The sequence below is a fragment of the Lelliottia nimipressuralis genome (assembly GCF_004402045.1).
Classification (GTDB): Bacteria; Pseudomonadota; Gammaproteobacteria; order Enterobacterales; family Enterobacteriaceae; genus Enterobacter; species Enterobacter chinensis.
Window position 1 is genome coordinate 62,187 of sequence record NZ_SOMG01000003.1, and the last position, 20,935, is coordinate 83,121.

Consider the following 20,935-nt stretch of genomic DNA (forward strand, 5'->3'; position numbering starts at 1 on the left):
GACGGCAATTTGGCTGAGTAAATTGCTGACTTTGCGGCGCATTATCCAGCGCGAACTATGCTTTTGCATACGGTTCACAAAATAGTGGGAAACTATGTCCAGATTCTTCTTTAACGACCGCAAACAGCTGGTCAACGATGCCATTGAAGGCATACTGCTCTCTGCACCGCACGCCAACCTTGTCAAACTCGATGTCGATCCGGCCATCAGGATCGTCGCGCGCGGCGACTGGGACAAAAGCCGTGTGGCGGTGATCTCTGGCGGTGGCTCAGGCCACGAACCCGCGCACGCCGGGTTTGTCGGTAAAGGCATGTTGACGGCGGCAGTGTGTGGCGATCTGTTTGCCTCGCCGAGCGTGGATGCGGTATTGAATGCCATCGTCGCGGTCACGGGCGATCGCGGCTGCCTGCTGATCGTCAAAAACTATACCGGTGACCGCCTGAACTTCGGCCTGGCGGCTGAAAAGGCCAAGCGCTACGGTCTGAAGGTGGAGATGGTGATTGTGGCGGACGACATCGCGCTGCCGGATAACAAGCAGCCGCGCGGTATTGCCGGTACGGCACTGGTGCACAAAATTGCGGGCTATGCGGCGGAGCACGGGAAATCGCTGAGTGAAGTGCGGGAGATTGCGCAGCAGGCCTGCGACAATCTCTGGAGCCTGGGCGTGGCGATGCAAACCTGCAATCTGCCGGGCAGCGACGATGAAGAGGGGCGCATTAAACAAGGCCACGTCGAGCTGGGTCTTGGCATTCACGGCGAGCCCGGAGCTTCCGTGGTGGATACGCAAAACAGCAAAGCGATTATCGACACGCTGGTGGCACCGTTGAGGGCGCAGGCGGGTAAGGGGCGCTTTGCGGTATTGATTAACAATCTTGGTGGCGTATCGGCGCTGGAGATGGCGCTGCTGACGAAAGAGCTGGCGCACTCGGCACTGAAAGAGGAGATCGCCTACCTGATTGGCCCTGCACCGCTGGTCAGCGCGCTAGATATGAAAGGTTTTTCTCTGACGCTGCTGAAGCTCAACGATTTCTTCGAAAAGGCGATTCACGCCGAGGTCGAAACGCTGGGCTGGCAGAAGCCGGTGGCGTTTGCACCGCTGCGTACCGTGGCGCATAGCGCCATTCATGATCGTGTGGAATACGCCCCATCAGTCAATCCGCAGGTTGGTGGGTATGTCGCCTCGGTAACGAAGACGCTGATCCAGCTAGAAAATCGTCTTAACGCGCTGGATGCAAAAGTGGGGGATGGTGATACCGGCTCTACCTTTGCGCAAGGTGCCCGGGATATTGCGCAGCGCCTGGAGGAGGACAAACTTCCACTTAATGATGTGTCGGCGCTACTGTTGCTGGTGGGCGAGCGGCTGGCCACGGTGATGGGCGGATCGAGCGGGGTACTGATGTCGATCTTCTTTACCGCTGCGGGGCAGAAACTGCATGACGGGCAGGCGTTACCTGAAGCGTTGCTGAGCGGGCTGGCGCAGATGAAGCAGTACGGCGGGGCGGATCTCGGCGATCGCACGCTGATCGATGCGCTGCAACCGGCGCTGGAAGCCTTGCAGAAAGGCGATCTTCAGGCGGCAGCGCTGGCGGCACAGCAGGGGGCAGAGGCAACGGCGAAAATGGAGAAAGCCGGTGCGGGGCGCTCATCGTATGTGAACAAAGAGAATCTGGACGGCGTGATGGATCCGGGAGCGGTCGCGGTGGCAGAGGTGTTTAACACGTTAGCGAAATAGCAAAGTAGGCCGGGTAAGGCGAAGCCGCCACCCGGCACAATCACATCAAAAATCCGCTTTCAACACCACGCGATAACGAGCTTTGCCGTCGCGCACGTGCTGGATGGCTTCGTTGATTTTCGACATCGGATACAGCTCGGTGGTTGGGGCCACTTTGGTGCGTCCGGCAAACTTCATCAGCTTGCGCAACTCGAATGGCGTACCGGTTGCGGAACCGGACACGCTGCGATCCCCGCCGATCAGGGTAAACGCCGGAACCGGCAGCGGCTTCATGACTGCCCCTACGGTGTGGAAGTTGCCGCCGTAGGCCAGTGCTTCAAAGTACGGCTGCCAGTTGAGATCGACGTTAACGGTGTTAATGATCAGGTCAAACTGCCCCGCCAGCGCGTTCAGGGCTTCAGGATCGCGGCTGTTCACGACTTTATCTGCACCCATTGCCAGCACTTCTTTCTCTTTGGCTGGGTTCGAGCTGAACGCCGTGACTTCACAGCCCATCGCGTGCAGCAGTTTGATGGCGATATGCCCCAGGCCGCCAATACCGATGACGCCCACGCGGCTGGTAGCGGTAATATGGTGCATCAGCAGGGGTTTGAAGACGGTGATACCGCCGCACAGGAGCGGACCGGCGGATTCGATATCAATGCTGTCCGGCAGCGGGATGACCCATTGCCAGTCGGCGCGTAGTTTGTCGGCAAAACCGCCTTTGTTCAGAATGGTGGGAACGGCGCCTTCGAGGCAGTTGATCTGATTCCCGCTGATACAGGCATCGCAGTGGCCGCAGCTACGTGCCGTCCAGCCAATGCCCACGCGCTGGCCCACTTTCAGCCCTTTGTCCTGCGCGGCGCTACCGAGCGCCACGACGCGGCCAATGACTTCGTGCCCGGCAACCAGTGGATAGCTTGAAAAGCCCCATTCGTTGTCGATCATCGAGAGATCCGAGTGGCAGATCCCGCAGTAATCAACCTGTACTTCGACGTCTTCTGCTTTTAGTTCGCCCGCATCGTATTCGTACAGCTCAAGCTCTGCACCCGCCTGCGGTGCGGCGTAGCTTTTTATCGTTGACATCGTGTTTCCCCCGTTGTGGTGTGAACTGAGAGTGTAGAGCATTCAGTTCAGCGCCGCTTAACAGAAGAGGGCAGCAAAGATAATTACAGACTTTTCAGCATCCTGACTTCGCAATCAACGTGGCCGGTACAACCCAGCGGTGCATCAATATGCTCAAAGCCCAGATGTTCATACAGGCCAATGGCTTCTTTGAGGAAGGCGGTGGTTTCGAGGTAACAGCGTTTAAAACCCTGAGTTCGCGCGTGGTCCAGGGCCACCAGCGCCAGCTTTTTCGCCAGACCTTGCCCGCGCGCCGCTGGCAGGAAATACATTTTCTGTAGTTCACAGATATCCGGCTCGCTGCAGCTGAGAGGCGCGACGCCGCCGCCGCCCACCACCTGGCCGTTCTGCTCGATTATCCAGTAGGCATGGCCCGGCTGGCTGTACAGCTGGAACAGCTCGTCCAGATTCGGGTCGGCAACCGTGTAGCCTTTATCAGCCGTCAGGCCATATTCGGCAGAAACCGTACGGATAACGGCGGCGATAGCCGGGTTGTCCTGCACAGCGATCCGACGCATCGTCGTCGCGACGGGGGTAATCACGCTCATAGCATTACTCATTACAAAAATTGACACACAACTGCTGTTAATAGCACCGCAGAAAGGGGAGTGCAAGCGAGGAGTTTTCAGGAAGGATACCCCTTACGCCCTGAAGCGTAAGGGGTAATAGCATTACAGGGCTGCAATTACCGCCTGCTGCTCAATCAGCTTGGTCTTCGCATCGGCGAAGGCAACCAGACGCTCACGCTCTTTCGCGATGACCGCTTCTGGTGCACGGGCGACAAAGCCTTCGTTCGCTAGCTTGCCTTCGATTTTGCCAATTTCCACATCGACTTTCGCCACTTCTTTCGCCAGACGAGCCAGCTCTGCGTCTTTGTCGATGAGACCCGCCATTGGGATCAGCAGCTCGGCGCCGTCGATGATTTTGGTCACGGATACCGGACCTTTGTCATCAGCAGGCAGCACGGTGATGCTTTCCAGACGCGCCATGGTCTTGAGGAAGGTGTTGTTCTCGGTGACACGACGAACCGCCGCTTCGCTGCAACCGCGCAGCAGCAGCTCCAGTGGTTTACCCGGAGCGATGTTCATTTCAGCACGGACGTTACGTACCGCAACGATCGCCTGCTTCAGCCACTCGGTATCCGCTGATGCAGCGTCATCGACTTTCGCCGCATCGAATTCCGGGAACGGCTGCAGCATGATGGTGTCAGCATTGATGCCTGCGATGACCTTCACGCGCTGCCAGATGGTTTCGGTGATAAATGGAATGACCGGATGCGCCAGGCGCAGCAGGCCTTCCAGAACGGTGATCAGCGTATTACGCGTGCCGCGCAGTTCCGCCTCCGTTCCGCCATTCATTACCGGCTTCGCCAGCTCCAGATACCAGTCGCAGAACTGGTTCCAGGTGAATTCATACAGGATGCCCGCCGCGATATCGAAGCGGTAGCTGTCCAGCGCCTCGCGGAACGCTTTCACCGTCTGGTTGAATTCCGCCAGGATCCAGCGGTCTGCCAGAGACAGCGTCATGTCGCCGCCGTTGAAGCCGCAATCCTGATCTTCCGTGTTCATCAGCACGAAGCGGCTGGCGTTCCACAGCTTGTTACAGAAGTTACGGTAACCTTCCAGGCGCTTCATGTCCCAGTTAATGTCGCGGCCGGTCGAGGCCAGTGCTGCCAGGGTGAAGCGCAGGGCGTCGGTACCGTGCGGTTCAATCCCGTTCGGGAACTGCTTCTCGGTGCGCTTGCGGATTTTCTCAGCCAGCTGAGGCTGCATCATGTTGCCGGTACGTTTTTCCAGCAGCTCTTCCAGAGAGATACCGTCAACCATGTCCAGCGGGTCGATCACGTTGCCCTTGGACTTGGACATCTTCTGGCCTTCGTCGTCGCGGATCAGACCGGTCATGTAGACGGTATGGAACGGAACCTGCGGCTTGCCGTCTTCGTCTTTGATGAAGTGCATGGTCATCATGATCATGCGGGCAATCCAGAAGAAAATGATGTCGAAACCGGACACCATCACGCTGGTTGGGTGGAACTGACGCAGCGCGTCGGTATTTTCCGGCCAGCCGAGCGTGGAGAAGGTCCACAGCGCAGAGGAGAACCAGGTGTCCAGCACGTCTTCGTCCTGACGCAGGGCAACATCCGCGCTCAGGTTGTTTTCCTGACGCACTTCGTCTTCGGTGCGGCCAACGTAGACATTGCCTTCGTTGTCGTACCATGCCGGGATGCGGTGACCCCACCACAGCTGACGGGAGATACACCAGTCCTGAATATCGCGCATCCAGGAGAAGTACATGTTTTCGTACTGCTTCGGCACGAACTGGATGCTGCCGTTCTCAACCGCTTCAACAGCCGGTTTCGCCAGCACGTCGGCACGCACGTACCACTGGTCGGTCAGCATTGGCTCGATAACCACACCACCACGGTCGCCGTATGGCACAGTCAGGTCGTGAGGTTTGATCTCTTCCAGCAGGCCGAGAGCATCTACTGCAGCAACAATCGCTTTACGCGCGGCAAAACGTTCCAGCTTCTGGAACTCAGCCGGAATGTCGCTGGAGTAGACGTCGGATTCTTCACCTTTGGTGTCATACACTTCTGCGCTTTCGCGGATATCGCCGTCGAAGGTCAGAATGTTGATCATCGGCAGGGCGTGACGACGACCGACTTCGTAGTCGTTGAAGTCGTGCGCCGGGGTGATTTTCACGCAGCCGGTGCCTTTTTCCATGTCGGCATGTTCGTCGCCCACAATCGGAATACGGCGGTTAACCAGCGGCAACACCACGAATTTGCCGATCAAATCTTTATAACGCGGATCTTCCGGGTTAACGGCGACACCGGTATCGCCCAGCAGGGTTTCCGGACGGGTCGTCGCGACCACCAGGTAATCTTTACCGTCTGCAGTTTTTGCACCGTCGGCCAGCGGATAGCGGATATGCCACATGGAGCCTTTAGACTCGCGGTTTTCCACTTCCAGGTCGGAGATTGCGGTACGCAGTTTCGGGTCCCAGTTTACCAGGCGCTTGCCACGGTAAATCAGGTCTTCTTTGTATAGGCGGACGAAGACTTCTTTAACGGCGTTGGACAGGCCTTCATCCATGGTGAAGCGCTCGCGCTCCCAGTCCACGGAGTTACCGAGACGGCGCATCTGACGGGTAATGGTGCCGCCAGATTCCGCTTTCCACTGCCAGATTTTGTCGATGAACGCGTCGCGACCGTAGTCGTGGCGGGTTTTCCCTTCTTCAGCGGCAATTTTACGCTCAACCACCATCTGGGTCGCGATACCCGCGTGGTCAGTCCCCGCCTGCCACAGGGTGTTTTTACCCTGCATGCGCTGGTAGCGGATCATGGTGTCCATGATGGTCTGCTGGAAAGCATGACCCATATGCAAACTGCCGGTGACGTTCGGCGGCGGGATCATGATGCAGAAGGACTCTTTGCTTTCATCGCCGTTAGGCTTGAAATAGCCCTGCTGTTCCCAGTGCTCGTAAAGCGGCTGTTCGATATCGCGTGGGTTATATGTCTTTTCCATTATTTCCAGGTTGCCGTATTCAGGTTAAAACCAGCCAGGCGGTACGCTTTATAGCGTTCGCGCGCCAGTTGTTTCAAAGATTCTTCGTAAGGGACAAAGTCTACCACTTCTGTGAAAGCGGTGGCAAAATCTGCAAAATCTCTCCGCAGGCTAATCAGAATATCGCGCGCGCTGCTGTTGCGCTTTTGCGGCCAGGCAATTTCTACCGGTGCGCCGCCGCGTGGACCTTCGCCTGACAGGTTATGCGGCACAAAACTCTCCGGCGGGCGCGCCCACAGCGCTTCGTCAAGACGGATAGCCTGCTGTTCATCTTCACAGGCAATCAGAACGCGTTTACCTGCGCGCCAACGTTCTGCGGCAATTTCACACACCAGCTGTTCGACGGCGCTGAGGCCATCCTGGTGGGTGTCATTGTCCAGAAGGTAGAACGTTGCATTCTTCATATATGGGGCTTCTTGTCGTGGATTTAAATGCAAAGCCGGGTGGCGCTAGCTTACCCGGCCTACGGTGAGTGACGTTGTAGGCCGGGTAAGGCGAAGCTGCCACCCGGCGTTTTACATCACTCGTCGCCGTTAAAACCCGCACGATTGAGCAGGAACTGCGACAGAAGCGCCACCGGACGACCGGTTGCGCCTTTGGCCTTACCGGAGCGCCATGCAGTGCCCGCGATATCCAGGTGCGCCCAGTTGTACTTGCGGGTGAAGCGTGCCAGGAAGCAGCCCGCGGTGATCGCCCCGCCAGGACGTCCGCCGATGTTCGCCATATCCGCAAAGTTAGATTCCAGCTGATCCTGATACTCGTCACCCAGTGGCAGACGCCATGCGCGGTCGCCGGCCTGCTCCGAGGCACCGATAAGCTCGTGCGCCAGCGGATTATGGTTCGACATCAGGCCAGTGATGTGGTGGCCCAGCGCAATCACACAGGCGCCGGTGAGCGTGGCGACGTCAATCACCGCTTCCGGCTCGAAGCGCTCCACGTAGGTCAGCACGTCACACAGCACCAGACGGCCTTCAGCGTCGGTGTTCAGCACTTCAACCGTCTGCCCGGACATGGTGGTCAGGACGTCACCCGGACGATAAGCGCGACCGCCAGGCATGTTTTCGCAGCCTGCCAGTACACCAATCACGTTAATGGGCAACTGAAGCTCCGCTACCATGCGCATCACGCCATAAACCGCCGCCGCGCCGCACATGTCGTACTTCATCTCATCCATGCCTTCGGCAGGCTTGATGGAAATACCGCCGGAGTCGAAGGTCAGGCCTTTACCGACGAGCACGATAGGGCGCGCGTCTTCGGACGGATTGCCCTTGTACTCGATAACGGACATCAGGGATTCGTTCTGAGAGCCGTTACCGACCGCCAGATAAGAGTGCATCCCCAGCTCTTTCATCTGCTGTTCGCCGATGACGCGGGTAATGACATTCTTGCTGTAGGCGTCAGCCAACTGACGCGCCTGCGAAGCCAGGTACGCGGCGTTACAGATGTTAGGCGGCATGTTGCCGAGATCTTTGGCGGCTTTAATGCCGGCAGCAATGGCCAGACCATGCTGAATGGCGCGCTCGCCGCTGGTCAGCTCGCGACGGGTTGGCACGTTAAAGACCATTTTACGCAGCGGACGACGCGGCTCGCTTTTATTGGTCTTCAGCTGATCGAAGCTGTACAGGCTTTCTTTTGCCGTTTCGACCGCCTGGCGCACTTTCCAGTAGGTGTTACGCCCCTTAACGTGCAGCTCTGTCAGGAAGCAGACGGCTTCCATTGAACCGGTGTCATTCAGCGTATTAATCGTTTTCTGAATCACCTGCTTATACTGACGTTCATCCAGCTCGCGTTCTTTGCCGCAGCCAATCAGCAGAATACGTTCTGACAGTACGTTCGGAACATGGTGCAGTAACAGCGTCTGCCCAGGTTTGCCTTCCAGTTCGCCACGGCGCAGCAGGGCGCTAATATAGCCGTCACTGATTTTATCGAGTTGCTCGGCGATCGGGGAGAGTCGGCGTGGTTCAAAGACGCCCACAACGATGCAGGCACTCCGCTGTTTCTCCGGGCTACCGCTTTTTACACTGAACTCCATGCACTACGCTCCTGAATCTTAAAGACAACGGCGGCAGCTACGGATAGAATTGAAACCTTTCGTAACTCATGTCCGCTGTTGTGGTGACTTCGTGTTAATCTTACGTTACTACGGTTTCGACACGTCAGAAAAAGTCCTGAAGCGTGAATCCGCCGGATGTTTTAATCTTAGCGATGATTTCGACGACTCAAGAGAATAAATGACGTTTAAGCCATGAAACAAGCGAAATTCCTGCAAAGAGACGGGTTTTTACGGGCGTATTTAAAGTGATAATCATAAGATATCTGGTGCGGGAGACGCTCAAAAGCCAACTGGCGATCCTCTTCATCCTGCTGCTGATTTTTTTCTGTCAGAAGCTGGTTAAGATCCTCGGTGCGGCCGTTGACGGCGAAATTCCAACGAATCTGGTGCTTTCCCTGCTTGGTTTAGGGATCCCGGAAATGGCGCAGCTTATCCTGCCGCTAAGTCTTTTCCTTGGTCTGCTCATGACGCTTGGGAAGCTCTACACCGAGAGTGAAATCACGGTGATGCATGCCTGTGGCCTGAGTAAAGCCGTACTGGTGAAAGCCGCCATGATACTGGCGTTGTTCACGGGTATTGTTGCGGCGGTGAATGTGATGTGGGCGGGCCCCATGTCTTCCCGTCATCAGGACGAAGTGCTGGCCGAAGCGAAAGCAAACCCCGGCATGGCGGCGCTAGCTCAGGGGCAGTTCCAGCAGGCGACCGACGGAAACTCAGTGCTGTTCATTGAGAGCGTTGACGGCAGTAAATTTAACGACGTATTCCTGGCGCAGCTGCGGACTAAAGGTAACGCGCGTCCGTCAGTGGTCATCGCAGACTCTGGTCAACTTGCGCAGCGCAAAGACGGTTCACAGATCGTGACGCTGAATAAGGGGACCCGTTTCGAAGGCACCGCGATGCTGCGTGACTTCCGTATTACGGATTTCCAGAACTACCAGGCCATTATTGGCCATCAGACTGTGGCGCTCGATCCAACGGATACCGAGCAAATGGACATGCGTACCCTGTGGAATACCGATACCAACAGAGCGCGCGCTGAGTTCCACTGGCGTATTACTCTTGTCTTCACCGTGTTTATGATGGCGCTGATTGTTGTTCCGCTGAGCGTGGTGAACCCTCGTCAGGGACGCGTGCTCTCTATGCTGCCGGCGATGCTGCTTTACCTGATCTACTTCCTGCTGCAAACCTCGATTCGCTCCAACGGCGCGAAGGGTAAGCTGGATCCCATGGTCTGGACATGGTTCGTCAACAGCTTGTACATCTTACTGGCGCTGGGATTAAACCTGTGGGATACGGTGCCTGTGCGCCGCATACGTGCCCGATTCTCGCGTAAAGGAGCCATCTAATGCAGGCGTTTGGCGTTCTCGATCGCTATATCGGTAAAACCATTTTTACCACCATCATGATGACGTTGTTCATGCTGGTGTCGCTCTCAGGCATTATCAAATTTGTCGATCAGTTGAAAAAAGCCGGGCAGGGGAGTTATGACGCGTTGGGCGCGGGGATGTATACCCTGCTCAGCGTGCCGAAAGATGTGCAGATCTTCTTCCCGATGGCGGCGCTACTGGGTGCGTTGCTGGGGCTGGGTATGCTGGCGCAGCGCAGTGAGCTGGTTGTTATGCAGGCATCGGGTTTTACCCGTATGCAGGTCGCGCTGTCGGTCATGAAAACCGCAATCCCGCTGGTGCTGTTGACCATGGCGATTGGCGAGTGGGTGGCACCGCAGGGCGAACAGACGGCGCGTAACTACCGTGCTCAGGCGATGTACGGTGGGTCTCTGCTTTCCACTCAGCAAGGGTTATGGGCGAAAGATGGCAAAAGCTTCGTCTACATCGAACGTGTGAAAGGCAACGATGAGTTAGGCGGTGTCAGTATCTACGCTTTCAACGATCAGCGCCGTTTGCAGTCCGTCAGACACGCCTCTTCTGCGAAGTTTGACCCTGAAAATAAGCAATGGCGTTTGTCCCAGGTTGATGAGTCTGACCTGACAGATCCGAAACAGATCACCGGGTCTCAGACGGTGACCGGCACGTGGAAGACTAACCTCACGCCCGATAAGCTCGGAGTGGTGGCGCTGGATCCGGACGCGCTCTCCATCAGCGGTTTACACAACTATGTGAAATACCTGAAGTCGAGCGGGCAGGATGCGGGACGTTATCAGCTCAATATGTGGAGCAAAATCTTCCAGCCGATGTCTGTGGCGGTGATGATGCTGATGGCGCTGTCGTTTATCTTCGGCCCGTTGCGCAGTGTGCCGATGGGGGTACGCGTCGTGACCGGTATTAGCTTCGGTTTTGTGTTCTACGTGCTCGATCAGATCTTCGGTCCGCTGACGCTGGTGTATGGCATTCCGCCGATTATTGGTGCACTGCTGCCGAGCGCCAGTTTCCTCCTGATTAGCCTCTGGCTGCTTCTGAAACGCTCCTGATTGACCTCTCCTCGCTTCCGGTTAGCCGGGAGCGAGGCTAATCTCCTGTTTCACCCCGCACTTTTTCTCACATCCTTCAACGCCCCGTCGCGAATTTGAGTATTATTGAGCGATAAAGTCGTGAAGGGATCCTCTATGAAGCAAATTCGAATGCTTGCCCAGTACTACGTCGATCTGATGATGAAGCTCGGGCTGGTGCGTTTCTCCATGCTGCTGGCGCTGGCGCTGGTTGTGCTGGCCATTGTGGTGCAAATGGCCGTGACCATGGTTCTGCATGGTCAGGTCGAAAGTATCGACGTTATCCGCTCTATCTTCTTTGGCTTACTCATTACCCCCTGGGCGGTCTATTTCCTCTCCGTCGTCGTTGAGCAACTGGAAGAGTCCCGCCAGCGCCTGTCAAAACTGGTCGACAAACTGGAGGAGATGCGCGAGCGCGACCTGAAGCTCAACGTTCAGCTCAAAGACAACATTGCGCAGCTGAATCAGGAGATTTCAGATCGTGAGAAGGCGGAAGCCGAGCGTCAGGCCACGCTGGAGCAGCTGAAAGTCGAAATGAAAGAGCGTGAGGTCACGCAGATCCAGCTCGAGCAGCAATCCTCTTTCCTGCGTTCGTTCCTTGATGCCTCACCGGATCTGGTGTTCTACCGTAATGAAGATAAAGAGTTTTCCGGCTGTAACCGGGCGATGGAACTGCTCACCGGGAAAAGCGAAAAGCAGCTGATTCACCTGAAGCCACAGGACGTTTACTCCGAAGAGGCGGCCGCCAAGGTCATGGAGACGGACGAAAAAGTGTTCCGCCATAACGTCTCACTGACCTATGAACAGTGGCTGGATTATCCGGACGGACGTAAAGCCTGCTTCGAGATCCGTAAGGTGCCCTATTATGACCGCGTGGGGAAACGCCACGGCCTGATGGGCTTTGGCCGCGATATCACCGAGCGTAAGCGCTATCAGGATGCCCTTGAGCGCGCCAGCCGTGACAAAACCACCTTCATCTCGACCATCAGCCACGAACTGCGCACCCCGCTTAATGGCATTGTCGGGCTGAGCCGTATTCTGCTGGATACCGACCTGACCGCAGAGCAGGAAAAATACCTCAAAACGATCCATGTCTCGGCGGTCACGCTGGGTAATATCTTCAACGATATTATTGACATGGATAAGATGGAGCGTCGTAAAGTTCAGCTTGATAACCAGCCGGTTGATTTCACCAGCTTCCTTGCCGATCTGGAAAACCTGTCCGGCCTGCAGGCGCAGCAGAAGGGGCTGAGCTTTGTGATGGATCCCACCCTGCCGCTGCCGCATAAAGTGGTGACTGACGGTACGCGGCTGCGCCAGATCCTGTGGAACCTGATCAGCAACGCGGTGAAATTTACCCAGAAGGGGAAGGTGGCGGTGCGTATCCGCTATGACGAAGGCGACATGCTGCACTTCGAGGTGGAAGACTCCGGGATTGGTATTCCGCAGGAGGAGCAGGACAAAATTTTCGCGATGTACTACCAGGTGAAAGACAGCAATGGCGGGAAACCCGCCACCGGTACAGGCATTGGCCTGGCGGTGTCAAAACGGCTGGCGAAGAGTATGGGTGGCGATATCACCGTTGCCAGCCTGCCGGGCAAAGGATCAACCTTCACGCTGACGGTCCATGCGCCGGCGGTGGCGGAAGAGGTTGAGGATACCTTTGATAACGACGACATGCCGCTGCCTGCGCTGCACGTCCTGCTGGTGGAAGATATTGAGCTGAACGTGATTGTGGCGCGCTCTGTGCTGGAAAAATTGGGCAACAGCGTCGATGTCGCGATGACGGGTAAAGCCGCTCTGGAGATGTTTAAACCGGACGAATACGACCTCGTTCTGCTGGATATTCAATTACCGGATATGACCGGGCTGGATATCTCGCGTGAACTAACGCGCCAGTACGCGGCCGATGAACTGCCGCCGCTGGTTGCGTTGACGGCGAACGTACTGAAAGATAAAAAAGAGTATCTCGATGCCGGTATGGACGATGTACTCAGCAAGCCGCTGGCGGTGCCTGCTCTGACCGCCATGATTAAGAAGTTCTGGGATACCCATGATGAAGAGGAGAGCACCATGACGTCTGTTGATAGCGCAAAAGCCCAAACGATACTCGATACGGGAATGCTTGAGCAGTACATCGATCTGGTTGGTCCAAAACTGATTACCGACGGTCTGGCGGTGTTCGAAAAAATGATGCCTGGCTATCTGAGCGTGCTGGAATCAAACCTGACCGCCCGGGACCAGAAGGGCATCGTGGAAGAAGGACATAAAATCAAAGGTGCAGCCGGCTCGGTCGGTTTACGCCACCTGCAGCAGCTGGGTCAACAGATTCAGTCGCCTGATTTACCTGCCTGGGAAGATAACGTGGGTGATTGGGTTGAAGAGATGAAACAAGAGTGGCAAAACGATGTTGCAGTGCTTAAAGCCTGGGTCGATGCCAGAAAAAAATGACCCCGGCTTAACCGGGGTGCGCGAATACTGCGCCAACACCAGGGAAATCGTGGCTGCGCCTGTTTTTTAAAGTTATTTTCGAAAAGGCGCCGCCTGAAAAATTTAGGCCGCACGCAGATAAGATAGCAAATCTTAAATGGTTTGTTACATGAATCAGTGAAATGTGTGAAGCATAGCGTTTTAATCAAAATTATTAATGTGCTTCAGCAAGTTGCAGAAAAGGATCGTCATGATGAAAAAGATTGGTGTCGTGCTGAGCGGATGCGGTGTTTACGATGGTTCTGAGATACATGAAGCCGTCATCACGCTGCTGGCTTTGGCAAAACAGGGAGCAGAGGTTATTTGCTTTGCGCCAGACAAAAATCAGGCGGATGTAATTAATCATCTGACCGGTGAGCCGATGGCGGAAACCCGTAATGTACTGATTGAAGCCGCGCGTATTGCGCGAGGTGATATCCATCCTCTTATTCAGGCAGACGCCGCTGAGCTTGATGCGTTAATTGTGCCGGGTGGGTTTGGCGCTGCTAAAAATCTCAGCACCTTTGCCGCGCAGGGTGCGGAGTGTCAGATCGATCCTCATCTAAAAACGTTGTCGCAGGCCATGCACGCGGCGGGAAAACCGCTGGGCTTTATCTGCATCGCCCCGGCCATGCTGCCCAAAATTTTTGATTTCCCGCTGCGCCTGACTATCGGGACGGATATTGATACCGCAGACATCGTCGAGGAAATGGGGGGCGAACACGTCCCGTGCCCGGTAGATGATATTGTGGTTGATGAAGATAACAAAATTGTCACCACGCCTGCTTATATGCTGGCGCAGAATATTGCAGAGGCCGCCTCAGGTATTGAAAAGCTGGTGGCTCGCGTGCTGGTGCTCACTGAATGAGACGTCAATTTGGCGCAGGCGCATGGGTGAAACGTATTCTCTTGCGCATCGTTCTTGTGCTGGCGGTATTCTGGGGAGGCGGGCTGGCTTTATTCAGCATTATGCCGGTTTCGTTCTCTGCCGTTATGGTTGAGCGCCAGCTCGGCGCGTGGCTCACCGGCGATTTCAGCTATGTGGCCCACTCAGACTGGGTGAGCATGGACGCGATCTCACCGTTCATGGGGCTGGCGGTCATCGCGGCGGAGGATCAGAAATTCCCGGAGCACTGGGGGTTCGACGTTGCGGCCATTGAAAAGGCACTTGCCCATAACGAACGCCACGAAAACCGCGTGCGAGGCGCGTCAACGCTGTCACAACAGACGGCCAAAAACCTGTTTCTGTGGGATGGGCGAAGCTGGGTGCGAAAAGGGCTGGAAGCGGGCCTGACCCTGGGGATGGAAACAGTCTGGAGCAAAAAGCGCATCCTGACCGTTTATCTCAACGTCGCTGAATTTGGTGACGGCATATTTGGTGTGGAAGCTGCCGCACAGCGTTATTTTAATAAACCGGCCAGCCGTCTGAGTATGTCAGAAGCGGCACTCCTGGCGGCTGTTTTACCTAATCCCATCCGCTTTAAAGCCAGTGCCCCATCAGGGTACGTGCGAAGCCGACAGGCGTGGATCATGCGCCAGATGCGTCAGTTGGGAGGGGAAGGGTTTATGGAGCGCAATAAATTAATGTAGGGCGGGTAAGCGTAGCGCCACCCGCTGAATAGCAGACCTTAATCTTCGTCGAACCCTGCGTTAAACAGGGCAATCACCGCCGCCAGCGCTTCCTCTTCCTGAGGGCCGGTGGCTTCTACTTCAATCTGGCGCCCTTTGGCGGAATCCAGCATCAGCAGCGCGATCACGCTGTTTGCTTCCGCTTCGGTACCTTCGTCATTCCGCAGCAGAACCTCAGCATCGAAACCCTGCATCAGCTCAAACAGTTTCATCGCCGGGCGTGCATGCATGCCCAGCTTGTTGGTGATCTCAACGGTTTGTTTTACGGTCATGTTTTACGTTTTTCCAGCGTGCGATGACGGGACTGAACGTTCTTCCCGCGCGAGCGGAAATAGTCGGCCAGCTGTTCAGCGATGTAAACCGAACGATGTTTACCGCCGGTACAGCCAATCGCCACCGTCAGGTAGCTGCGATTGTTTGTCTCCAGCATTGGTAACCATAGCTCAAGGTAGCTTCGCGTCTGGTAGATAAAATTGTGAACTTCTGTGTGCCTGTCGAGGAAGGCCGCGACGGGCTTATCCAGACCGGTCATTGGACGCAGTTTCGGATCCCAGTGCGGGTTCGGCAGGAAGCGCACATCGAAAACATAATCCGCATCAATCGGGATACCGTGCTTAAATCCAAAGGATTCGAACACCATCGTCAGTTCGCGCTCGCGCTTGCCCAACAGCCGGGTACGCAGCATTTCCGCCAGCTCGTGAACGGACATCTCCGAGGTGTCGACAATCAGGTCGGCACGTGAACGGAGCGGCTCCAGCAGATCGCTCTCTTCATCGATAGCGCTCTCCAGAGAGAGGTTCTTACTGGAAAGCGGGTGCAGACGACGGGTATCGCTGTATCGGCGGATCAGGGTATTACGGTCTGCATCAAGAAACAGCAGCTGAGGCGAAAACGCCTCAGGCAGGTTACTCATCGCCTGCTCAAAAATTTCTGGCGATTCAGGCATATTACGAACGTCGATACTGACGGCGGCAGAGGTTTGTCTTTCCGCAAGCGTCCGAGCCAGGTCGGGCAATAACACGACCGGCAGGTTATCTACGCAGTAAAAACCCATGTCTTCCAGCGCGCGCAGAGCAACGGATTTCCCCGACCCTGAACGGCCACTGACAATCATCAGCACCATGTTCCGTTTCTCCTCAGGACAACAGATGTGAAGGCCATCTCCTGGTTATGCATCATCCTGATTGCCTTCTGCTTCAGTGATAATTTGATAGAGCTCTTCATCACTTTGGGCCGAGCGCAGTCGGCGGCAAATGGTTTTATCGGCCAGACGTTTTGCGACCAGCGACAGCGTATGCAGATGGGTTTTCGTTTGGTCGGCAGGAACCAGCAGCGCGAAGAGGAGATCGACGGGCTGGTTATCAATGGCATCGAAGGCGATAGGTGTTTCAAGCTGCACAAACACACCGACGGCGCGCAGGGTATCCTCTTCCAGTTTGCCGTGCGGGATCGCGATGCCGTTGCCGATACCGGTACTGCCCATTTTTTCACGGGTCAGGATCGCTTCGAACACCACCTGCGGCGGCAGGCCCAGCTGTTTTGCAGCCAGTTCACTGATGATCTCCAGCGCACGTTTTTTGCTCTGGCAGTGAACAGCACTGCGGGTACATTCCTGGTTAAGGACATTGCTCAGTTGAAGAGCGGAATCGTTGTTCATCATAATTTCACCTAAGCGCTAACTGTACAAATGGCCTGTTGTGTTTCACAACAGGCCGTCCTGCACCCGTTAACTGCCCGGACAATTAGTGTTGTTTCAGTTTATCTTTATGTTTATTGAGCTGTCGCGCAAGCTTATCAATCAAGCCGTCGATAGCAGCGTACATGTCCTGCCCTTCCGCACTGGCATGGAGTTCGCCCCCGTTAACATGCAGGGTGGCATCCGAGATATGAGTCACTTTCTCCACTTTCAACACAATATAGACCTGATTGATCCTTTCGAAATACTGCTCGAGTTTCGCAAACTTCGTGTTCACAAAGTCGCGTAAAGCCTCAGTAATTTCGACGTTTTGTCCAGTGATGTTGAGCTGCATAGTGTCTTCCTTATCGGTTGTGTCAGACCAGCTGTTTACGCTGGTTGGACGGCGGAATGGATAAAGACTCTCGATACTTCGCAACAGTACGACGTGCCACCATAATACCCTGATCGGACAGCATGGTGGTTAACTTACTGTCACTCAGTGGCTTCGCGGGGTTCTCCGCGGCGATCAACTTCTTCACCAGGGCACGAATCGCCGTTGACGACGCTTCGCCGCCGCCCTCGGTATTCACGTGGCTGGAGAAGAAATACTTAAGCTCAAAAATACCGCGCGGACTGTGCAGATACTTCTGCGTGGTTACACGGGAAATGGTTGATTCATGCATCTCGACGGCCTGGGCGATATCCGCCAGCACCATCGGTTTCATATACTCTTCGCCCTGCTCAAAGAAAGCCTGCTGCTGTTCGACAATGCAGCGGCTGACGCGTAGCAGCGTATCATTTCGGCTCTCCAGACTTTTGATCAACCATCGCGCTTCCTGCAAATTGCTACGAATATATTGATTGTCGGAGTCGTTACGCACGCTGGTGCACATGGAGGCATACTGCTGGTTGATTTGCAGGCGAGGGATGCTGTCAGAGTTCAGTTCAACGACCCATCGGTCATTGTGTTTTCTGACCAGCACATCCGGGATCACGTACTCGGGTTCGCTGGTCTGGATCGACTGACCGGGGCGCGGATCGAGCGACTGAATCAGATTCACCGCTTCTTTCAGCACGTCTTCTTTCAGGCGCGTGACGCGCATCAGGCTGCGGAAATCATGGTTAGCCAACAGATCCAGATGATCGCTAATGATGACGCGCGCCTCATCGAGCCATGGCGTCTCTTTGCTGAACTGAGAAAGCTGGATCAGCAGGCAGTCGCGCAGATCTTTTGCGGCCACGCCTACCGGATCGAAACGCTGGATGCGCTTCAGAACAGCTTCTACTTCCTCAAGCTCAATCTCTTCGTCGCCCATGCTTTCGAGGATATCGTCCAGCGTGACGGTTAAATAGCCCGTGTCATCCACGGCATCGACAATGGACGTGGCAATCGCACGATCGGTGTCGGAGAAGGGGGTCAGCTCCACCTGCCACATCAGGTAATCCTGAAGCGACTGGGTGGTTTCTCCCTGATAGACCGGTAGCTCATCGTCCTGGTAGTCTGCACGCGTACCGGAAGGGGTTCCGGCGGTGTAGATTTCGTCCCAACTGGCATCCAGCGGAAGCTCGTCCGGCATCTCTTTTTGTTCGAGTGCATCCGCGGTGTCGAGCGCTTCTGTATCCTGCGACTGCTGGGTTTCTACCTCGTCATGAAGATCGGTTTGTTCCAGCAGGGGATTACTGTCCAGCGCCTGCTGGAGCTCCTGCTGAAGTTCTAACGTGGACAGTTGCAACAGGCGAATTGCCTGCTGTAGCTGCGGCGTCATCGCCAGTTGTTGGCTGAGCCTTAATTGCAAACCTTGCTTCATGTTCAGAGCATTTTTCTCCGGTTCGGCGTTACGTTACCTCTACCCTATCAGAGTCTGAAGTCTTCCCCAAGATAGACGCGCTTAACATGATCGTCTTCGAGGATCTGTTGTGGCGTACCGTGGGCGATCAGATTGCCCTGGCTCACAATATACGCACGTTCACACACGGCCAGCGTTTCACGCACGTTGTGGTCGGTGATCAATACGCCAAGCCCGCTGTCACGCAGGTGTTCAATGATTCGTTTAATGTCGATAACGGAGATCGGGTCAACGCCCGCAAACGGTTCATCCAGCAGGATAAATTTCGGGTTTGCGGCCAGCGCACGCGCAATCTCAACGCGGCGACGTTCACCCCCGGAGAGCGCCTGACCGAGGCTGTCACGCAGATGCTCAATGTGGAACTCTTCCATCAGCTCTTTGGCACGATCCTGACGCTGTTCGCTGGTCAGATCGTTACGAATTTGCAGGACCGCCATCAGGTTATCGTAAACGCTAAGACGACGGAAAATGGAGGCTTCCTGCGGCAGATAGCCGATCCCACGGCGCGCGCGCGCGTGCAGCGGCAGAAGACTGATGTCTTCATCGTCAATGACAATGTTGCCGGCATCGCGCGGCACAATGCCAACGACCATGTAGAAGGTTGTGGTTTTACCCGCACCATTAGGGCCAAGCAGGCCCACAATTTCGCCGGAGTTGACGGTCAGACTGACATCTTCTACGACACGGCGGCCCTTATAGGCCTTCGCGAGGTTTTTTGCAGTTAATGTTGCCATAACGAATTAGTTACTCTTCTTCTGTGCCGGGGCCTGGCCTTTGCCTTTGTCCTGCAGCTGCGACGGAACCAGTACGGTGGTGACGCGTTTGCCTTTCTCGCTGGAGGCCTGCATTTTTTGCTCTTTAACCAGATAGGTGATCTGGTCGCCGGTAATGTTGCTGTCCAGCTGTTCCAGATATGCATTCCCGGTCAGGATGACCAGATCTTTCGCCAGCTCATAGTGCATATGCGTGGCGTGGCCTTTCACCGGCTTGCCGTTGTCTTGCATCTGATAGAAGGTCGCCGGATTACCATAGCCATCGATAATCTCTTTGCCCTGCTCGCCACCCGGACGGGTAACGACCACTTTGTCGGCGTTAATTTTAATGGTGCCCTGGGTCATGACGACGTTACCCGTAAAGGTGACGACGTTACCCTGCATATCGAGAGACTGGGTGTCGGACTCGATATGGATCGGCTGGTCGGTATCGCCCGTTACAGCAAGCGCGGGGAGACTGGTTGCCAGCATCGCGCTGGCGATAATTACTTTAAGGCTGAGTTTGTTTGTTTTGAATTTCATAGGAGGTTCTAACCTTTTCAATCAGCTCGGCGTTTTTGCTGCGTAAGTTCCCGCGCATTCTTAAGCCGCTGGAATTAAATGTTGTGCCATACAGTGTGACCAGATCCTGCGACGTCACGTCCTGGGTCACCAGGTTGATTTGGGCATTATCCGTCGTAATTTTTCGCAGTTGCGAGTCAGCGGTCAGGGCGTTGACTTCAACGTGACCATATAGATAAAGCATACGGTCATTTGTCAGTTTTGCCCGATCGGACTTAATTGACCACGTCGGCACTTTGTCTTTATCAAACGTGGTCATGACGGGCTGGGTAAACCACGAAATACCGTCATCTGAAAAATATTCAACATGCTGGGCAATCAGGCGATAATTCAGCGCGCCTTCCGGGCTATAGACCACGGTGTCGCTGTGATCGCTTTTATAGGTTGGATCGTTAGTGTTGATCGCTTCCGTTTGCGTATCGTCACGATCGGCAAGGTTCACGCCAATCAATACCAGGGCGACAAGCGAAAGCAAAATGATAATCCAACGTCTGGTTTTACTCATATCGATTGCCCTTTGGCCTCATCAAGCTTGCCCTGCGCCAGCAGGAGCAGATCGCAGACTTCACGGACGGCACCACGGCCACCGTTGATGTGGGTAACGTAGTCCGCGCGCGGGATCAGCAGCGGATGCGCATCGGCAACGGCGATACTCAGCCCAACTTCAGCCATCACTGGCCAGTCAATCAGATCGTCTCCGACATAGGCCACGTTTTCCGGCGCGATAGCCAGTTTACCCACTAAATCATTGAATGCCGCCATCTTATCGGATTGACCCTGATACAAATGGGTAATGCCTAAGGTTTCACAGCGGTCTTCTACCAGTTTAGCTTTCCGCCCGGTGATGATAGCAACCTCGATACCCGAGGTAAGCGCACAGCGGATACCGTAGCCGTCGCGAACGTTAAACGCTTTTAGCTCTTCACCGTTATTGCCCATATAAATCAGGCCATCGGAGAGTACCCCATCCACATCCAGGATGAGCAGGCGAATATTTTCCGCCTTTGCCATCATCTGGGTACTGACCGGGCCATAACAGGTTGCAAGGGATGCACCCGCATTACTCATTGTCTTATC

20 protein-coding genes are annotated in these 20,935 nt (G+C 55.2%); 6 read left to right on the plus strand and 14 right to left on the minus strand.

All coding sequences use genetic code 11. From position 1 onward, the window contains the following. Positions 1 to 94: 94 nt before the first annotated feature. The gene (locus tag E3U32_RS01435; protein WP_134347391.1) at positions 95 to 1,732 is read left to right on the plus strand and encodes a dihydroxyacetone kinase subunit DhaK; all 1,638 of its coding nucleotides are present in this window, start codon (positions 95 to 97) and stop codon (positions 1,730 to 1,732) included. Between the two features lie 45 nt (positions 1,733 to 1,777). Here the strand turns inward: E3U32_RS01435 and ahr are convergent, their stop codons facing one another. The 5 genes from ahr to pepA form a co-directional block, all read right to left on the minus strand. Continuing rightward, positions 1,778 to 2,797: an NADPH-dependent aldehyde reductase Ahr gene (gene ahr, locus E3U32_RS01440; RefSeq protein WP_134347392.1), complete on the minus strand. Its 1,020-nt coding sequence runs from the start codon at positions 2,795 to 2,797 to the stop codon at positions 1,778 to 1,780. A gap of 83 nt (positions 2,798 to 2,880) precedes the next feature. Further along, on the minus strand, positions 2,881 to 3,384 hold the full coding sequence (locus E3U32_RS01445; RefSeq protein ID WP_134347393.1) for a GNAT family N-acetyltransferase: 504 nt from the start codon (positions 3,382 to 3,384) through the stop codon (positions 2,881 to 2,883). Positions 3,385 to 3,507: 123 nt separating this feature from the next. After that, positions 3,508 to 6,363: a valine--tRNA ligase gene (locus tag E3U32_RS01450; protein WP_134347394.1), complete on the minus strand. Its 2,856-nt coding sequence runs from the start codon at positions 6,361 to 6,363 to the stop codon at positions 3,508 to 3,510. Further along, entirely contained in the window at positions 6,363 to 6,806 is a 444-nt protein-coding gene (gene holC, locus E3U32_RS01455) for a DNA polymerase III subunit chi (RefSeq protein WP_134347395.1), read from the minus strand. The genes E3U32_RS01450 and holC overlap by 1 nt, the downstream gene beginning before the upstream one ends. A gap of 116 nt (positions 6,807 to 6,922) precedes the next feature. After that, on the minus strand, positions 6,923 to 8,434 hold the full coding sequence (gene pepA / locus E3U32_RS01460) for a leucyl aminopeptidase (protein WP_023309366.1): 1,512 nt from the start codon (positions 8,432 to 8,434) through the stop codon (positions 6,923 to 6,925). A 266-nt stretch (positions 8,435 to 8,700) separates the two neighbouring features. On the opposite strand from pepA, the gene lptF reads away from it, so the two are divergent. From lptF to mtgA, 5 genes are all read left to right on the plus strand, one after another. Then, complete coding sequence (lptF, locus tag E3U32_RS01470; protein WP_134347396.1) at positions 8,701 to 9,801, plus strand: LPS export ABC transporter permease LptF; 1,101 nt, start codon at positions 8,701 to 8,703, stop codon at positions 9,799 to 9,801. Beyond that, positions 9,801 to 10,883, plus strand: coding sequence for an LPS export ABC transporter permease LptG (gene lptG, locus E3U32_RS01475; RefSeq protein ID WP_134347397.1), 1,083 nt, complete (start codon positions 9,801 to 9,803; stop codon positions 10,881 to 10,883). Before lptF ends, lptG begins: the two co-directional genes overlap by 1 nt. A gap of 135 nt (positions 10,884 to 11,018) precedes the next feature. Next, positions 11,019 to 13,352, plus strand: a complete 2,334-nt coding sequence (gene arcB, locus E3U32_RS01480) for an aerobic respiration two-component sensor histidine kinase ArcB (RefSeq protein ID WP_134347398.1) — start codon at positions 11,019 to 11,021, stop codon at positions 13,350 to 13,352. A 232-nt stretch (positions 13,353 to 13,584) separates the two neighbouring features. Further along, positions 13,585 to 14,238 carry an isoprenoid biosynthesis glyoxalase ElbB gene (gene elbB, locus E3U32_RS01485; RefSeq protein ID WP_134347464.1) on the plus strand — a complete coding sequence of 218 codons (654 nt, stop codon included), beginning with the start codon at positions 13,585 to 13,587 and terminating at the stop codon, positions 14,236 to 14,238. Then, a complete protein-coding gene (gene mtgA / locus E3U32_RS01490; RefSeq protein ID WP_134347399.1) occupies positions 14,235 to 14,960 on the plus strand; it encodes a monofunctional biosynthetic peptidoglycan transglycosylase in 726 nt (241 codons plus the stop codon). Before elbB ends, mtgA begins: the two co-directional genes overlap by 4 nt. Before the next feature lie 38 nt (positions 14,961 to 14,998). On the opposite strand, the gene npr is transcribed toward mtgA, so the two are convergent. The 9 genes from npr to kdsC form a co-directional block, all read right to left on the minus strand. After that, positions 14,999 to 15,271 carry a PTS phosphocarrier protein NPr gene (npr, locus tag E3U32_RS01495; RefSeq protein WP_003861872.1) on the minus strand — a complete coding sequence of 91 codons (273 nt, stop codon included), beginning with the start codon at positions 15,269 to 15,271 and terminating at the stop codon, positions 14,999 to 15,001. Then, positions 15,268 to 16,122: an RNase adapter RapZ gene (rapZ, locus tag E3U32_RS01500; protein ID WP_047347692.1), complete on the minus strand. Its 855-nt coding sequence runs from the start codon at positions 16,120 to 16,122 to the stop codon at positions 15,268 to 15,270. Before rapZ ends, npr begins: the two co-directional genes overlap by 4 nt. 45 nt (positions 16,123 to 16,167) lie before the next feature. Next, positions 16,168 to 16,659, minus strand: coding sequence for a PTS IIA-like nitrogen regulatory protein PtsN (gene ptsN / locus E3U32_RS01505; protein ID WP_008501443.1), 492 nt, complete (start codon positions 16,657 to 16,659; stop codon positions 16,168 to 16,170). An 82-nt stretch (positions 16,660 to 16,741) separates the two neighbouring features. Beyond that, the gene (hpf, locus tag E3U32_RS01510; protein ID WP_013098943.1) at positions 16,742 to 17,029 is read right to left on the minus strand and encodes a ribosome hibernation promoting factor; all 288 of its coding nucleotides are present in this window, start codon (positions 17,027 to 17,029) and stop codon (positions 16,742 to 16,744) included. A 22-nt stretch (positions 17,030 to 17,051) separates the two neighbouring features. Continuing rightward, positions 17,052 to 18,485, minus strand: a complete 1,434-nt coding sequence (gene rpoN / locus E3U32_RS01515) for an RNA polymerase factor sigma-54 (RefSeq protein ID WP_134347400.1) — start codon at positions 18,483 to 18,485, stop codon at positions 17,052 to 17,054. Between the two features lie 47 nt (positions 18,486 to 18,532). After that, positions 18,533 to 19,258, minus strand: a complete 726-nt coding sequence (gene lptB, locus E3U32_RS01520) for an LPS export ABC transporter ATP-binding protein (protein WP_134347401.1) — start codon at positions 19,256 to 19,258, stop codon at positions 18,533 to 18,535. Between the two features lie 6 nt (positions 19,259 to 19,264). Further along, positions 19,265 to 19,819, minus strand: coding sequence for a lipopolysaccharide ABC transporter substrate-binding protein LptA (gene lptA / locus E3U32_RS01525; RefSeq protein WP_024906352.1), 555 nt, complete (start codon positions 19,817 to 19,819; stop codon positions 19,265 to 19,267). After that, positions 19,788 to 20,363: an LPS export ABC transporter periplasmic protein LptC gene (lptC, locus tag E3U32_RS01530; RefSeq protein WP_047347694.1), complete on the minus strand. Its 576-nt coding sequence runs from the start codon at positions 20,361 to 20,363 to the stop codon at positions 19,788 to 19,790. The genes lptA and lptC overlap by 32 nt, the downstream gene beginning before the upstream one ends. Further along, the gene (kdsC, locus tag E3U32_RS01535) at positions 20,360 to 20,926 is read right to left on the minus strand and encodes a 3-deoxy-manno-octulosonate-8-phosphatase KdsC (protein ID WP_059312166.1); all 567 of its coding nucleotides are present in this window, start codon (positions 20,924 to 20,926) and stop codon (positions 20,360 to 20,362) included. The genes lptC and kdsC overlap by 4 nt, the downstream gene beginning before the upstream one ends. Between the last annotated feature and the right edge of the window lie 9 nt (positions 20,927 to 20,935).

Excerpts from the sequence above, each read along its gene's own strand:
- ptsN (WP_008501443.1), bottom strand. The coding sequence starts at position 16,659 with ATGATGAACAACGATTCCGCTCTTCAACTGAGCAATGTCCTTAACCAG.
- E3U32_RS01445 (WP_134347393.1), bottom strand. The coding sequence starts at position 3,384 with ATGAGCGTGATTACCCCCGTCGCGACGACGATGCGTCGGATCGCTGTG.
- lptC (WP_047347694.1), bottom strand. The coding sequence starts at position 20,363 with ATGAGTAAAACCAGACGTTGGATTATCATTTTGCTTTCGCTTGTCGCC.
- mtgA (WP_134347399.1), top strand. The coding sequence starts at position 14,235 with ATGAGACGTCAATTTGGCGCAGGCGCATGGGTGAAACGTATTCTCTTG.
- lptG (WP_134347397.1), top strand. The coding sequence starts at position 9,801 with ATGCAGGCGTTTGGCGTTCTCGATCGCTATATCGGTAAAACCATTTTT.
- arcB (WP_134347398.1), top strand. The coding sequence starts at position 11,019 with ATGAAGCAAATTCGAATGCTTGCCCAGTACTACGTCGATCTGATGATG.
- kdsC (WP_059312166.1), bottom strand. The coding sequence starts at position 20,926 with ATGAGTAATGCGGGTGCATCCCTTGCAACCTGTTATGGCCCGGTCAGT.
- hpf (WP_013098943.1), bottom strand. The coding sequence starts at position 17,029 with ATGCAGCTCAACATCACTGGACAAAACGTCGAAATTACTGAGGCTTTA.
- npr (WP_003861872.1), bottom strand. The coding sequence starts at position 15,271 with ATGACCGTAAAACAAACCGTTGAGATCACCAACAAGCTGGGCATGCAT.
- E3U32_RS01450 (WP_134347394.1), bottom strand. The coding sequence starts at position 6,363 with ATGGAAAAGACATATAACCCACGCGATATCGAACAGCCGCTTTACGAG.
- elbB (WP_134347464.1), top strand. The coding sequence starts at position 13,585 with ATGAAAAAGATTGGTGTCGTGCTGAGCGGATGCGGTGTTTACGATGGT.
- E3U32_RS01435 (WP_134347391.1), top strand. The coding sequence starts at position 95 with ATGTCCAGATTCTTCTTTAACGACCGCAAACAGCTGGTCAACGATGCC.
- pepA (WP_023309366.1), bottom strand. The coding sequence starts at position 8,434 with ATGGAGTTCAGTGTAAAAAGCGGTAGCCCGGAGAAACAGCGGAGTGCC.
- lptB (WP_134347401.1), bottom strand. The coding sequence starts at position 19,258 with ATGGCAACATTAACTGCAAAAAACCTCGCGAAGGCCTATAAGGGCCGC.
- rapZ (WP_047347692.1), bottom strand. The coding sequence starts at position 16,122 with ATGGTGCTGATGATTGTCAGTGGCCGTTCAGGGTCGGGGAAATCCGTT.
- lptA (WP_024906352.1), bottom strand. The coding sequence starts at position 19,819 with ATGAAATTCAAAACAAACAAACTCAGCCTTAAAGTAATTATCGCCAGC.
- holC (WP_134347395.1), bottom strand. The coding sequence starts at position 6,806 with ATGAAGAATGCAACGTTCTACCTTCTGGACAATGACACCCACCAGGAT.
- ahr (WP_134347392.1), bottom strand. The coding sequence starts at position 2,797 with ATGTCAACGATAAAAAGCTACGCCGCACCGCAGGCGGGTGCAGAGCTT.
- rpoN (WP_134347400.1), bottom strand. The coding sequence starts at position 18,485 with ATGAAGCAAGGTTTGCAATTAAGGCTCAGCCAACAACTGGCGATGACG.